Here is a 13,590-nt window from a genome sequence, read left to right as displayed (position 1 = left end):
GAAAGCACGGTTCGGCCGCCGCGCGATCGTACTTTCGGCCGGTACTGCGCGGCGGACCGCGTCACGTAGCCTGGCCGGCGTGACCGTACAAGATCGGCAGGCCTCGGCCGGACGGCGGGCCGGAATCGCGGCGGACGTCCTGTTCGCACTGCTGAGTGCGGCGGTGCTGGCGTTCACCGCCGACCGCTTCGCGCACGACGGCCGCGCGTGGGTCTTCGACACGGTGGCCGACGGCGCGGTCTGCGCGGCCGCGCTGGCCCGGCGGCGCCACCGGCTGGCCGCTCCGATCGCCGGGCTGGCGGTGAGCACCGTCGCGACGTTCGTCGCCACCCTCGCCGGGCTGCCCAGCGAACCGGGCGCCGCCGCGATCCTGGCGCTGATGGTGCTGGCGTTCACGGCTGTCAGGGTGCTGCCATCGGTTCCGGCCACGGCGATCGCGCTGTGCGGCGTCTGCGTCGCCGGAGCCGGCCGCCTCGGCGCGGCCCTGGGGTATCAGACCTCGCACGCGGCCTACATGGTCGGCGCGGAGAGCTGGCTGGCGGCGGTGGCGCTGGGGCTGTGGCTGCGCCACCTGGACCGGCGCCGGCACGACACCGCCGAGCGCGTGCGCCGCGACGAGCGGCTGGCGATGGCCCGGGAGCTGCACGACGTGGTCGCGCACCACATCACCGGCATCGTGCTGCAGACCCAGGCGGCCAGGATCACCGCCCGGCGCGGCCGGGGCTCCGACGAGTTCGACAACTCTGATAGCTCTGATAGCTCTGACAACTCTGACGAGTTCGACGAGTTCGACGAGGCCCTGGCGGAGATCGAGGCGGCCGGCAGCGACGCCCTGGCGGCCATGCGGCGCGTGGTCGCCCTGCTGCGCGACACCGACGACGCGGTCACCACCGGCGCAGGCGCGGGTTCGGACGACCTGGCCGAGCTCGTCGAGCGCTTCGCCGGCCACGGCCCCGCGGTGACACTGAGCATGCCGCGGCAGAACGAGGCGCAGTGGCCGCCGGAGATCGCCTCGACGGTCTACCGCGTGGTCCAGGAATCCCTGACGAACATCGCCCGCCACGCCCTGAACGCCCACTCGGCCTCGGTCACGATCACCCAAGCCACGGAAGGAATCCACCTCGAGGTCGCCGACGACGCCCCGCCCACCCCGCCCCGCCACCTGCACCGCCCCGGCTTCGGCCTGATCGGCATGCGCGAGCGCGTCGAGGCCCTGGGCGGCACGCTCGACGCGGGACCGCAGGCGGACGGCGGGGCCGGGTGGGTGGTGCGGGCCGTGCTGCCGATCGCGAGTTCGGGCCCTGATGGTGGCTCGGACTCGGACTCGGACTCGGTTCCGGACCCGGCCCCGGACTTGCGCTCGGACCCGGCACCAGCCCCGGACCTGACCGCAGGCTCGACCCCGGACCCGAGCTCCGCCCCAGCCCCGACAACCCGCCCGACCTCCGCGGCAGGAGCCCCCCGTTGACCATCACCGTCCTGCTCGCCGACGACCAGGCGATGGTCCGCCGCGGCCTGCGCCTGATCCTCGAGGACCAGCCCGACATCACCGTGGTCGCCGAGGCCGCCGACGGGGCCGAGGCCGTGGAGCTCGCGCGGCGGCTGCGTCCCGATGTGTGCCTGGTCGACATCCGGATGCCGCGCCTGGACGGCATCGAGGTGACCCGCGCCCTCGCCGGTCCCGGGGCGGCCGACCCGCTGCGGGTGGTCGTGGTGACCACCTTCGACCTCGACGAGTACGTCTACGGTGCGCTGCGGGCCGGGGCGCTCGGCTTCGTCCTGAAGGACGCGGGTCCGGCGCTGCTGGCCGAGGCGGTGCGGGCGGCGAGTTCGGGGGACGCGCTCATCTCGCCGTCGGTGACGGTGCGGCTGCTCAAGCACATCGCGCCGCCGAGGGCGAAGCGGGGGGCGCGGCAGCCGGCGCAGGCCTTGTCCGTGCGGGAGGTCGAGGTGGTGAAGTCCATCGCGGCGGGGCGGACCAATCAGGAGATCGCCGCGGAATTGTTCATCTCGCTGAGTACCGTCAAGAGCCATCTGGCGAGCATTCAGGCCAAGCTGGGGGTGCGGAACCGGGTGGGTGTCGCGGCGTGGGCTTGGGAGAACCGGCTGATGGACCCGGGTTTCCAGCCCTGAAGCAGCCCTGAGGCAGTCCTGAGGAAGCGCTGAGGTACAACACCGGCGGGGTACCCGCTGCCGGTATTTCTACGGACCCCGCCACCGGGCCCGGATCCGTAACGTGTCTCTATGCTTGCTCGGCTGTTAGGTCCGTTACTGGCCGACGCGGACGATCAGTCCCACCGCGCCGCCCTTCAAGCGTTGGAAGCCCTCGCCGGGGAACATCCCGAGCAGCGGCAGCCGATCGCCGACGCCGTGTGCCGCTACCTGCGCGAGCCCGCCGAGCAGGCGCCCGCCGGGGAGCAGGCCGTCGCCCTGTTGGCGGCGCTGGCGCGTCAGCATCCTGACGCCGGCGGGGCCGCGGCGGACGCGCCGTGCGCCGCCGGCTGCGAGCACTGCCTCGATCTCGCGCTGGACGGGGCCATCCTGCCGGACGTCGACTTCGCCGACTGCCGGCTGGGCGTCGTCAGCCTCACCGACACCCACTTCCACGGCGACTCCGTCTTCGCCGGGACCCGCTTCGCCGACCAGGCGCTGTTCCAGCGGTCGGTCTTCGAGGGCGACGCGTCCTTCGCCGGTGCGCGCTTCAACCGCGCCGCGGACTTCGGGCGGGCCAGGTTCCGGGCCGACGCCGACTTCTCGCGCGTCCGCTTCCAGAGCATCGCCTGGTTCGGGCGGGGCGAGGAGTCCCTGGACGAGGAGGACGAGGCCTGGGAGGAGATCGAGACGCGGCGCACCGTCGCCTGGGACGAGCTCAACGAGGACGACCCGAACTGGCCGATCGCCGAACTCACCGACGAGTACCAGATGTGGGAGGAGGGCGGCGACGGCACGCGTTTCAACCACGGGGTGTCCTTCGCCGACGCGGCCTTCGCCCGGGAAGCCTGGTTCTGGAAGGCGCGCTTCGGCAGCGCGGTGTCGTTCCAGCGCTGCGTGTTCGGCGGACGCGTCCACCTCATCCAGCCCGCGGTCGACCTCACCGGCGCCCGGCTGACCGCCGACGCCCAGGAGTTGGGCCAGGAGTGGCCGGAGGGCCAGGACTGGCCCCTGGGCTGGACGACCGCGGCGGACGTGGAGGACGACGGCGCCGCGCTCGTGGTCCCGGACACCTCACTCGCGCCCTACCACCTGCACCTGGCCGATCCCGATCCCGAGGTCCGGCTGGCCGGGCTCCGGATCCTCGGCGACCTCGGCGACGCGGAACCCGATCTCAGGGAACGCATCGCCGACACGGTCTGCGCGTACCTGCGCACGCCCCTGTCGTTCGCCGTGACCGCCGACCTGTTCGACCTCGCCCCGGCGCACTTCACCGAGCTGCGGGCCCGCCGCACCGCCCAGCGCCTGCTCACCGAGCGGACCCGGCCCCGTCCCGGCCGGCCGCTGTGGGAGGACATCGACCTCCAGCTCTCCGGCGCGACCCTGATCGACTTCGACGCCTCCGGCTGCCGCCTGGCCCGCGGAGACTTCACCGGCGCGCAGTTCTACGGCACGACCAGCTTCGCCGGCGCGACCTTCGGCAGCAAACAGTCCGTCTCCGGCGCGGAGATCAGCTTCGCGCTGAACTCGGGCGGCCAGCAGGGACGCGCCACCTTCCACGGCACCGCCGACTTCACCGGCGTATCACTGCGCTCCTCGGGGCTCATGCGCTGCCGCTTCCACGCCGACAGCTCGGTCCGCGCCTCGGGCACCGACCAGGACCTGATCAGGGTCCTGCTGGGCGCCCGCCTCGCCGGCGACGTGGCGGAGGTGACCGCCGACTTCCGCGAGGCGCTGCGCTCGTTCAGCGCGAACGCCCCGTACAAGCTGAGCCGGGAAGCGTGCGACGAGCTCGTACAGAACGTGGAGTACGGGACGGTCCCCGGCCCGCCGGACGCCCCGTGGGAGGCCCGGACCGGACTGAAGATCACCGGCACCGCCATGCTGCTCACCGACCTGGCCGGGCCGCCGGCCGGCGCCGACTGCCTCCCGCTGGTCGGACCCGAGCAGCGGGAGGCGGCAAGGCGTGTCATCAGGGTTCTGCTGGAGGCGCTGGAGGCGGATTAGCGCCCCCGAGCCTTGAATCCTCAGTCCAGCCCGTTGAAGGTCCAGGTATGGGCACCAACACCCCCAACTCACCCATAAGCCAGGGGCACCGTTTTCCCCGTGCGCATCAGAACCAAGTCGGCGCGAACGGCAGCGTCGGCGTCGTGAACATCCGGTCGGCAAGAGCCAGCGCGCCGTGACGCTCCTCCGTGACCAGATCCGCCGACGCCAGCCAGGACGGCGCGTGGCCGCCCAGCAGCATCGAGCCGAGGGTCTGGACCGGCAGGGTCAGATCAGGGCTCTGGGTCGTGCGTTCGACCGTCGCGCCGGACGGGCCGCCTTCGAGTGCGTAGACGCCGTCGGCCGGGCCGTCCTCGTCCTTGACCGCCAGGACTATCCGGCCCTCGCTCTGGTACGTGCGCGCCGAAAGGGCCGCCGCCGCGTCGAGGATCCGCACCCACAGGGTGTCGTAGCGGTCGGACTGGCGGGCGGCGCGCGGGTTGCTCATGAACTGCCGCCAGGCGGCGTCGCAGCGCTCTGTCTCGATGTCGACGCGGACGACCCAGTCCTGCTCCCAGAGGAACTGCAGCAGCCGTGCCCGGACGGCGGGGGTCTCGGCCAGCACCGAGGCGCTGAGGATGGAGTTCGGCGTGAAGCCGACGCGCTCGCCGGCGTGCTTGGCCCGGTAGCTCGCCGAGCCGCGTACCACGCCGGCCTCGTCGCGCAGGACCGCGTACATCGTGCTCTTGTCCTCGGGCCGGCCCTCCGGGCGGATCAGCCCGGACTCCAGGCGCCACCGCCACAATGGCCGCTCGATCGCGCCGGGGGTCGCGGCGTGGATCCGGTCGTACACGGCGGGCATCTCCTCGCACCACTGCTCGACGCCGACCAGCTCGACGGTACCGGGCAGCGGTGCGCGCAGGCCGGCCGTGGCGGCGTCGATCTGGACGATCGCCTCCTCGGTCGCCGGGCCGTAGCCGAAGCGGCCGTAGATCGGCCATTCCGAGGGGATCAGGACCGAGGCGGCCTCGCCGTGCTCCAGCGACTGTCGCAGGCCGAGCGCCATCAGGCCTTTGAGGATCCCGCGGCGGCGGTGCGTGGCCTGGACCGTGACCGCCGTGACGGCGCCGACGCCGAGCGGCGCGCCGCCGGGGACGGTCAGGCCCGTGTGGAAGGTCGCGTACGTGCCGACGACCTTCTCGCCGTCGAAGGCGCCGAGCACCCGGCCCTGGGCGATCTCCTTCTCCCACATCAGCCGGCGGAAGTCGCCCTGGCCGCGCTTGTCGTAGCTCAGGAAGCCGACGCTGACCGCGTCGGACCAGGTGTCGAACTCCGCGTCGGAGACGGGCTTGATGGCGACAGGCTTGATGGCGATCGGCATGCGTGGTCCTCCCTGGGTGATCCGTCCATGATCACCCAGCGGGCGGACCCGCGCCCGCGGTTTTCCGCTCAGGCCTGTTCGGCCAGCTGTTCCAGGTCCTCGGCACTCAGCGTCACCGTCTTGATCAGTTCCCTGATCAGGTTCACGCTGAGCGTCGAGCCGACCGGCTCTCCCACCTCGTCGCGCATCAGGCCGCGCACGCCTCTGCGGTGCAGGCGCTCGCGCACCTCCTCGACCGTGTTCGCGACCGTCCGGAAGTTCCAGGACTTGGTCGTGTACGGCGAGGCGTTCGCCGTCCGGGCGGTGTCCTCCCACGTCAGCGGGAGCGGGAAGGGTTCCTGGCCTTCCAGGTAGCGGCGCGCCAGCGCGGTGAGGACCAGGCGTTCGGCCGGCGAGAGCTCGTAGACGGTCTCCGGGTCGACGGTCCCGGCCTTGGTCGTGGAGCGGGGGTGGCGGTCGTCGTCGTCCACCAGGCGGACCTCCACCAGGTGCGAGCGCTGCTTGGAGGAGTTGATGACCAGCGGGGTGTACCCGGGCTCCATGACGCGGCGGTGCCCGGTGAGCATCAGGGCGCCGTTGGGCAGTTCGATCGGCAGGTGGCCGGTGTTCGTGAGCCACCAGCCGCCGTCCGGGCCGGTGCAGGTGAAGACCCCGTGCCGGCGGCTGACCGTCGGGTCGTCGACGCCGACCGGGACGTGCACGTCCTCGCGGTCGCGGCCGAACAGCAGGGTGTACCGGCGCGCCGGGACCGCGTAGCCGCCCTCCGGGCCCAGCACGAAGATCGTGCCGGCGGGGGCCGCGGGGACTCCCTCGGACGGGCTGCCGGGCGGCAGCATCCGCGGGGGGAAGTGGGCGTTCGCCATGTCAGTGGCCTCCGTTCAGCTGGCGCCAGTGTAGGTGTACGCCGGGAGGACCGGTCCTCAACGATCATCAACAAATTGCCCTGGCACGACAGTGCTCGCTAACCTACGCAGCGTGAGTGCACGGAGCGGACGGGGCGCTGATGGACACTGACGTCGCCGATCAGCTGGGTCCGGGCGACCCGCGCGAGATAGGCCAGTTCACCATCATCGGCGTGCTCGGCGCCGGCGGCATGGGCGAGGTGTTCCTCGGCACCCGCGAGGGGCGCTACGTCGCCGTGAAGCGGGTGAAGCCGCGCCTGGTGTCCGGCGAGCGCTTCAACCGCGAGGTGGCGATCCTGCACCGGGTCCCCTTCGGCGTCGCGCCGTCCCTGCTGGCCAGCGACAGCACCGCGCCGGAACCGTGGTTCGCCACCGAGTACGTGCCCGGCCTGACGGTCGAGGACGCGGTCCGCGCCTACGGCCCGCTGGCCGCCGACACCCTGTGGCTGCTGCTGGCCGAGACCGCCGCGCATCTGCAAGCCGTGCACGAGGCCGGGATCGTGCACCGCGACCTCAAGCCCGCCAACATCATGATGGTGCGCGACGGCGTGAAGCTCATCGACTTCGGCATCGCGCTGGCCGGCGACCAGTCGCGGCTGACGCGCAGCGGCTCGAGTTCGGGCACGCGCGGCTTCACCGCCCCGGAGCAGGAGGCCGGCGACCGGGAGGTCGCCGCCCCGTCGGACGTGTACTCCCTGGCGGCCACCCTGGTCTACGCGGCCACGGTCCGGCTGCCGGGCGCCCAGCCCGACATCGCGCCGATCCGCGCCCTGGACGCCGATCTCGCGTGGATCGTCGAACTCTGTCTCGCCCCCGATCCCGCGTCCCGGCCGACCGCCGCCCAGCTGGTGGCCGCGGCGCGCGATCACGCCGATTCCGTGAGCCCGTCGTGGCCGGCCGAGGTGACCGAGCGCATCGCCAAGCGCCGGGCCTTCGCGACGACGCCGGTGAGCGTGATCGACACCGTGCTGCCGCCCGAGCCCGACCCGGACGTCGACACAGAGCCGGAACCCGGCCCCACGCAACAGATAGCCGACGGCGCCAAGCCGAAACGACACCGACCGCGCTTCCTGGTACCGCTCGCGGCGGTCACGGCGCTCTGCGCGGTCGTGGCCGGCGTACTGGCAGTACTGGCCTCGACCCATCGCGGCGGAGCGGCGCACGCGTCCACCCCGCCCTCGGGAGTCGGGATCGTGCCGATCGCCGGGTCGCTGTCCCCGTCGGCGGGGTCCGGAGGAACGACCCCGCACACGCCGACACCGACCGCGCCCGGCACGACCACCTCGTCGGGGGCGTCCTCCTCGAACACCACCACCGGGCCCGGTTCCGGGACCACGACACCGCAGGGACCCGCCTCGTCGTCGAAGAACGGCGGCGGCAGCAGCTCACCGGGACGGCCGGTCAGCTCCAGCACGGCTCCGGGCACTCCCGGCACGCCATCGAGTTCGGCCCCGGGCTCCAAGCCCGGCCCCGGCCCCACCCCGACCGCCTCGTCGATCCCGGGCATCAACAGCGCCGACGACCCGGCGCGGGTGTCGAACTCGGAGGTGGACGTCGACTACGTGGCCAACGACGCCGCGTGCTCGGCCTGGCTGGACACCGACGGCTCCGGCAACCTGGCAGGCGTGCTGAACACCTCGCTGTACCAGTCCTGTGTCGCCGAGATCATCCGCAGCGACGGGATGGCCTACACCTTCAGCGCGTCACAGAACGCTGAGAAGACCAACTATCTCCCGGACCGGGGCGACACCATGCAGATCTGCGTGTGGCACGCGGACGACAAGGCCGACGAGAAGTGCTCGCCGCTGTTCGCCATGAGCGGCAGCACCCCGGTCCAGCGCTAGAGTCCGCCCTGCTGTGCCCCGGCCAACGCGCCGACCAAGGCGCCGACGTCTTGCTGCGTGTCCGCACGCGCCTGGAATCCCAGGTTCACGCTGACGTCCAGACCGTCGCCGCCGCCGAGCGTCCGCACCACCGACACGGCGTCCGGATCCTGGCAGTGGAACGTCTGCGGCTGGTCCAGCGGGAGCTTGGCGATCACCTCGCACTGTCCGGCCGGCTGGCCGTCCACGCTCACCGTGGCCGTCACGTCGGCGACGACGGAACCAGTCGGGTCCGTCCCGGAGGCGACGACACCGTCTGCCTCGACGGTGCATGCGTTCCGCGAGCAACGCAGCTGCGGATCCTGGCCGTACTGGAAGACGATCCCGAAGTCGAGCGCGGCCGTGAGCGTCCTGGTCTGATCGACCAGGCCGCTGATGACGTCCTTCGCAGTGCTCTGCGACACGGTCTCGACATCGGTCGGCTGCCCGGGGCCGGCCGTGACGGGAACGAGGCGGAGCACGCGGTACGGCTGCGCCGTCGAGATGTACAGGACGCCCGCGGACGTGGTCACCGGCACCGCCGCCTCGCCGTCGACCAGTGGCGTCGGGACGGTCGGCGACGGGAAGCCGGCGTCCGAGGAGGACAGTGCCGACCGCAGCGAGGCCGCCAGGTCCCCCGCTGAGGCCAGACCGGACGGCAGCAGCGCTTCCAGGGCGCTCTCGCCGGTGACCCACGTCCCCCGCACCGAGGCCGCCGTCACGCCGGACGGCAGCTCCCCCAGCAGACCGGCCGAAGCCGTGTCGTCGGCCCGGAAATAGGTCCGGCCGCCGACCTGGAGGACCCCGAGTTTCCCGTCGCCGAGTTCGATGGCGCCCTGCGCCTGGCCGCCGGCCGTGACCGTGAGCTGCCAGGAGGCGCGGCCGTCGGGCGAGACGCCGGAGTAGCGCAGCAGCTGCTGGTCGGACAGGTTCGCGAGGGCTTGGGAGAGCGGGCCGGACACGGCCGGAGCCGGAGCCTTCGGCGCGCTCGACACCGGCGATGTGTTCGGGATCGGCGATGTACCCGACACCGGCGAGCTGCTCGGCATGCCGGTCGGAGCCGACGTGGTCGCGGATGTCCCCGACCACATCGCCAAAGCCGTGGCCGCGAACGCCACGACCGCCACCGCCGCTCCGGCTCCCACGACAAGGCGCCCGCGCCGCTTGAGCGGTGCTTGTCCGGTCGAAGTCGGAGGATGACGAACCGGCGAAGTCTGCGATCCGGCTCCAGCCTCCGACACGACCGACCGGCCGTTCGCCGGACCGGATCCCCAAAGCGTTCGTGGCTCGGCGACCGCAGCTCTCATCGGTCCCTGATGCACCGGAACGCCCGCCGCGACCCCGATCCGCGCCGGCCGCTTGGACTCGACCGGCGGCGGCGCCCCCAGCGGCGGCGGCACGGCGCGCGGCGTGCCTTCCCAGATCGGCAGTGGGCCGTCCATGGCACCTCCCGGTCGGCAGTGCGTTCGAAGCGCGCAGTGCGTTCGAACTCTGACGGCGAGCGTAGGTCGGCGCGCTCAGGACCGGTCCTCTGCCGGTTTGCCTAGCCTGCTCCGCAGGGACGCCCGCACGGCGGGCGAGAGGGAGGCGATCGGGATGTCCGAGGCTAGAGGTGTGCTGCTGCCGGCCTACGTGCTGGTCGACGAGTCGGCGTCGATGGGTCCCTACGTGGACGACCTCTCCGCCGGGCTGGTCTCGCTGTGCGAGGAGCTGCGGGCCGCGCCGATGCTGGCGGCCAAGCTGCGGCTGGCCGTGCTGGGGTTCTCCGACGACGTCCGGGTGCACCTCGCGGTGGCCGACATGCGGCAGGAGACGAACCTGCCGCGGGTGACGGTGCGCGGCAGCACCAACTACGGCGCGGCGTTCTCCGATCTGGCCGGCCGCATCCCGACCGATGTGCGATTCCTGCGCGACCAGGGCTACAAGGTGCACCGTCCGGTGGTGTTCTTCCTCAGCGACGGCCAGCCCACCGACTTCGGCTGGAAGCGCGCGCTGGGCAAGCTGACCGACCGGCAGCGGATGCCGGCCGCGCCGAACATCATCGCCTGCGGCATGGGCACGGCCCAGCGGCAGACCATCGCCGAGGTGGCCTCCCGGCCGGAGTTCGGATTCATCGCGCAGCGCGGGGCCGACCTCGGCCGGGCGATCTCAGAGTTCTTCCACGCGCTGACCGCCAGCCTGATCGCCTCCAGCCAGGCGCTGAACTCGGACCATCCGCAGCTCGTGGTGACCAGGCCGGAGGGCTTCTCGATCGTGCTGGACGAGGTCACGCCGTGAGCCCGGGCGTCCTGACCGCCGGCGACGACACCGCGCCGTGGCCCCGGATGACGGTGGACACCCCCGGCGCCGAGTTCGAGCCGCGCCCGCCCGGCCAGTTCGCGTTCGACTTCCCGGACACCGAGTGCGACGGATGGTCGACCCCTGATTTCACCGTCCGCTCCGCCTCGGTGCGCGGGGCCAGCCACCGCTTCTACCGCAAGCCGCGCCAGGACTGCGCGCGCATCGCCGTGCACGAGGCGTCCGGCACGCTCGTGTTCGCGGTCGCCGACGGCGTGTCCGGCGCCACCGACTCCCAGCTCGGCGCGGTGGAGGCCTGCCGGGCCGCGGTGGAGCGGCTGCTGCACGTGCTGTCGCGGGGCGGATCGCCGGACCTGGAGAGCGTCGCGCACCACGCCGCCGAGCGGCTGCGGCAGCTGGCGGCGTGGCGGCTGGGCAGCACCGATCCGCAGCCCTCCGCGGTGGCCGCGCAGTGGTACGCCACGACGCTGGTCGCCGGGATCGTCCAGCCGGACTCGTCCGGGCCGCACGTCCGGCTCTTCCGGATCGGCGACTCCGGCGCCTGGCTGCTGGACCGCGCGACGGGTTCCTACCACGCGCTGTTCGGGACCAAGACGGGCTCCGCGAACGACCTCGTGTCCACCGCGGTGGTCCCGCTGCCGCACGTGCCCGAGGCCGTCGAGGCCGTCGCCGAGCACCTGACCGCCAGCGAGGTGCTGCTCGTCGGCACCGACGGCTTCGGGGACCCGCTGGGCGACGGGGACGGCCGGGTCGGCGCCCTGTTCGCACGCCACCTCGCGGTGCCGCCGAGCCCGCTGAGGCTGGCGCACGTCCTGGACTTCTCCCGCGAGACCTTCGACGACGACCGGACCCTGGTCGCGGTCTGGCCCGCTCGCGGCGCCGCGGGGGGCGCGCCGTGACCGGGCCGACCCGCACCGTCGACCACGGCGACCTCACGCTCGGCGCCGAGATCGGCCGCGGCGGCCAGGGCACCGTCTACCCGGTCGCCAACCGCAGGATCAACGAGGCGGTCGACGGCGGCTGGGAGGTCGTCTACAAGGAGTACAACACCGCCACGCTGGCCCTGCTCGACGCCGACGCCCTGCGCGCCATGGTCGACCTGCTCGGGGATCTGGACGCCGACGACGCGCGCTGGCTGTGCGAGAAGACCGCGTGGCCGGTCGCGGTGGTCGAACGGTCCGGCCGCGTCTGCGGCTTCCTGATGCGCGCCGTCCCCGACCGCTTCCGCTTCAGCATGCGCAGCCTGTCCGGCACCGCGTCGGCCAAGCCGGTCCTGGCCAACCTGGAGTTCCTGCTCAACGACGAGGCCTACATCGCCGGCATCGGGCTGGCCATCAGCCCCCGGGACCGGCTGGAACTGCTGGCCGACCTGGCCGCGAGCCTGGACCGGCTGCACGGCCTGGGCATCGCGGTCGGCGACCTGTCGCCGAAGAACCTGCTGTTCGCGACCGGCCGGGACGCCGGCTTCTTCCTCATCGACTGCGACGCCATGCGCCTGCACGGTGTCAGCGCCCTGCCACAGGTCGAGACCCCGGACTGGCAGGCACCGGCCGGCGAGGAGAAGGCGACCCGCGCCACCGACGTCTACAAGTTCGGGCTCCTCGCGGTCCGCATGGCGGCCGGGGACCAGACCACGACCGACCCCCTGCGGCTCGAGGCGATCAGCGGCGACCTGGGGGACTTGGCGCGCTCCAGCCTGAGCGCGGATTCCGCGCGGCGGCCGACGACGCCGGCGAACTGGATCGCTCAGCTGAACGCCGCCGCGCACGCCGCTCCCCCGGTTCCGCCTCGGCCTCCCGCTCCGACGCCGCCGCCGGCCCCGATCCCGACGCTGACCCCGACGCCGGGGACGCCGCCCGGGACACCGCCGACGTACACGCCGGCCAAGGCGGTCGGGAAGATCCTCGCCAGGGTCGGCGCGTTGGCGACCGTGTTGGTGATCGTGCTGGTGGTCGTGGTGAACAGCAACCACAGTGCGAAGGGCGCGAGCAACAGCAGCGGGACCACGTATACGACGTCCACCTCGGGCGGCGACGGTTCCACCGGTGGTTCGAGCGGCACGAGGGGTACCAGCGGTACGGCTGGCGACTCGACCACGACCGGCGGGGACAGCACGACCGGCGGGGACAGTTCAAGCGGCGGGGACAGCACGACCGGCGGCGACAGCACCACCGGCGGTAGCACTTCGAGCGGTGGCGACAGCACTTCCGGGGGCGACAGCTCGACCGGCGGCGACTCCTCAACCGGCGGCACCACCTCCGGCGACACCGGCGGCTTCACCCCGCAACCGCCACCGCCCCCGGCAGACCTCGTCAAAACCCTCCAGATCGGCGACTGCGTCGACGACAGCGACCCGTCCACCTCGTCGAGCGCGAACCTGTCGTCGGCCGACTGCGGGCCCGGTACCTTCAAGATCGTCGGCGCCTTCGACGACACCACCGACATGAACTCCTGCAACAGCGTCGACGACGTCTCGCAGAGCGTGTCCTCCCCCGCCGACGACCGCGTGGTGTGCCTGAGCTACCAGGCCGACGGCACCGCGTACTGGGCCAAGCCGGGGCAGTGCGTGTACGGCCTCAACAGCTCCGGCAGCACCTGGGACGTCGAGGACTGCCAGACCGGCAATTTCAAGGTCGTCGGCCGCTATCCCCAGACCGTGGACAAGAGCCGCTGCCCGGCCTGGCCGCAGAGCAACGAGGACTTCACCTACTCCAACACCGACTCGGGCCTGCAGGTCCTGCTGTGCCTCGTGATGAACTACCCCGACGCCCTGGGCACCGCCACGCAGAACGAGTGCCTGGTCAAGAACGGCGACACCTTCACCAACGTCGACTCCTGCCCGAACTCGAACGTCGTGGTCTCCGGCCGCACCGGCACCTACGACGACCCGGGCTTCTGCGGCAACGACGGGGCGCAGTGGTGGCAGCCGAGCGACTTCCCGGAGTTGGGATACACCGTGTGCTGGCGATGGAAGCAGTGAAACAAGCCATGGACACAAACTCGTGGACAC

Annotated in this window: 10 protein-coding genes; 7 read left to right on the top strand and 3 right to left on the bottom strand. The window is 72.5% G+C overall.

Annotated features, from left to right (window positions below):
- Nucleotides 1–79 precede the first annotated feature (79 nt).
- The 3 genes from ABIA35_RS39360 to ABIA35_RS39350 all read left to right on the top strand — a co-directional run bounded on the left by ABIA35_RS39360 (nucleotide 80) and on the right by ABIA35_RS39350 (nucleotide 4,158).
- Entirely contained in the window at nucleotides 80–1,468 is a 1,389-nt protein-coding gene (locus ABIA35_RS39360; protein WP_370344709.1) for a sensor histidine kinase, read from the top strand.
- Nucleotides 1,465–2,133 (top strand): response regulator, encoded by a 669-nt coding sequence (locus ABIA35_RS39355; protein WP_370344708.1) that lies wholly within the window; start codon nucleotides 1,465–1,467, stop codon nucleotides 2,131–2,133. The genes ABIA35_RS39360 and ABIA35_RS39355 overlap by 4 nt, the downstream gene beginning before the upstream one ends.
- A gap of 111 nt (nucleotides 2,134–2,244) precedes the next feature.
- Nucleotides 2,245–4,158: a pentapeptide repeat-containing protein gene (locus ABIA35_RS39350; protein ID WP_370361318.1), complete on the top strand. Its 1,914-nt coding sequence runs from the start codon at nucleotides 2,245–2,247 to the stop codon at nucleotides 4,156–4,158.
- A gap of 106 nt (nucleotides 4,159–4,264) precedes the next feature.
- Here the strand turns inward: ABIA35_RS39350 and ABIA35_RS39345 are convergent, their stop codons facing one another.
- Nucleotides 4,265–5,518: a GNAT family N-acetyltransferase gene (locus ABIA35_RS39345; RefSeq protein ID WP_370344706.1), complete on the bottom strand. Its 1,254-nt coding sequence runs from the start codon at nucleotides 5,516–5,518 to the stop codon at nucleotides 4,265–4,267.
- Nucleotides 5,519–5,586: 68 nt separating this feature from the next.
- On the bottom strand, nucleotides 5,587–6,381 hold the full coding sequence (locus ABIA35_RS39340; RefSeq protein ID WP_370344704.1) for an FHA domain-containing protein: 795 nt from the start codon (nucleotides 6,379–6,381) through the stop codon (nucleotides 5,587–5,589).
- Nucleotides 6,382–6,521: 140 nt separating this feature from the next.
- On the opposite strand from ABIA35_RS39340, the gene ABIA35_RS39335 reads away from it, so the two are divergent.
- Nucleotides 6,522–8,264 carry a serine/threonine protein kinase gene (locus ABIA35_RS39335; protein ID WP_370361317.1) on the top strand — a complete coding sequence of 581 codons (1,743 nt, stop codon included), beginning with the start codon at nucleotides 6,522–6,524 and terminating at the stop codon, nucleotides 8,262–8,264.
- On the opposite strand, the gene ABIA35_RS39330 is transcribed toward ABIA35_RS39335, so the two are convergent.
- The gene (locus ABIA35_RS39330) at nucleotides 8,261–9,427 is read right to left on the bottom strand and encodes a hypothetical protein (protein ID WP_370361316.1); all 1,167 of its coding nucleotides are present in this window, start codon (nucleotides 9,425–9,427) and stop codon (nucleotides 8,261–8,263) included. The genes ABIA35_RS39335 and ABIA35_RS39330 overlap by 4 nt on opposite strands.
- 451 nt (nucleotides 9,428–9,878) lie before the next feature.
- On the opposite strand from ABIA35_RS39330, the gene ABIA35_RS39325 reads away from it, so the two are divergent.
- The 3 genes from ABIA35_RS39325 to ABIA35_RS39315 are packed head-to-tail and all read left to right on the top strand — an operon-like array spanning nucleotide 9,879 to nucleotide 13,560.
- Nucleotides 9,879–10,559 carry a VWA domain-containing protein gene (locus ABIA35_RS39325; protein ID WP_370361315.1) on the top strand — a complete coding sequence of 227 codons (681 nt, stop codon included), beginning with the start codon at nucleotides 9,879–9,881 and terminating at the stop codon, nucleotides 10,557–10,559.
- Complete coding sequence (locus tag ABIA35_RS39320; RefSeq protein WP_370361314.1) at nucleotides 10,556–11,479, top strand: protein phosphatase 2C domain-containing protein; 924 nt, start codon at nucleotides 10,556–10,558, stop codon at nucleotides 11,477–11,479. Before ABIA35_RS39325 ends, ABIA35_RS39320 begins: the two co-directional genes overlap by 4 nt.
- Nucleotides 11,476–13,560, top strand: a complete 2,085-nt coding sequence (locus ABIA35_RS39315; protein WP_370361313.1) for a hypothetical protein — start codon at nucleotides 11,476–11,478, stop codon at nucleotides 13,558–13,560. The genes ABIA35_RS39320 and ABIA35_RS39315 overlap by 4 nt, the downstream gene beginning before the upstream one ends.
- Nucleotides 13,561–13,590: the final 30 nt, after the last annotated feature.

The organism is Catenulispora sp. MAP12-49, assembly GCF_041262705.1.
In the GTDB taxonomy this organism is placed as follows: Bacteria; Actinomycetota; Actinomycetes; order Streptomycetales; family Catenulisporaceae; genus Catenulispora.
Note: the sequence above shows the minus strand (reverse complement) of the source record. Positions and strands in the feature narration are given on the sequence as shown.

Excerpts from the sequence above, each read along its gene's own strand:
- ABIA35_RS39350 (WP_370361318.1), top strand. The coding sequence starts at position 2,245 with ATGCTTGCTCGGCTGTTAGGTCCGTTACTGGCCGACGCGGACGATCAG.
- ABIA35_RS39345 (WP_370344706.1), bottom strand. The coding sequence starts at position 5,518 with ATGCCGATCGCCATCAAGCCTGTCGCCATCAAGCCCGTCTCCGACGCG.
- ABIA35_RS39340 (WP_370344704.1), bottom strand. The coding sequence starts at position 6,381 with ATGGCGAACGCCCACTTCCCCCCGCGGATGCTGCCGCCCGGCAGCCCG.
- ABIA35_RS39335 (WP_370361317.1), top strand. The coding sequence starts at position 6,522 with ATGGACACTGACGTCGCCGATCAGCTGGGTCCGGGCGACCCGCGCGAG.
- ABIA35_RS39325 (WP_370361315.1), top strand. The coding sequence starts at position 9,879 with ATGTCCGAGGCTAGAGGTGTGCTGCTGCCGGCCTACGTGCTGGTCGAC.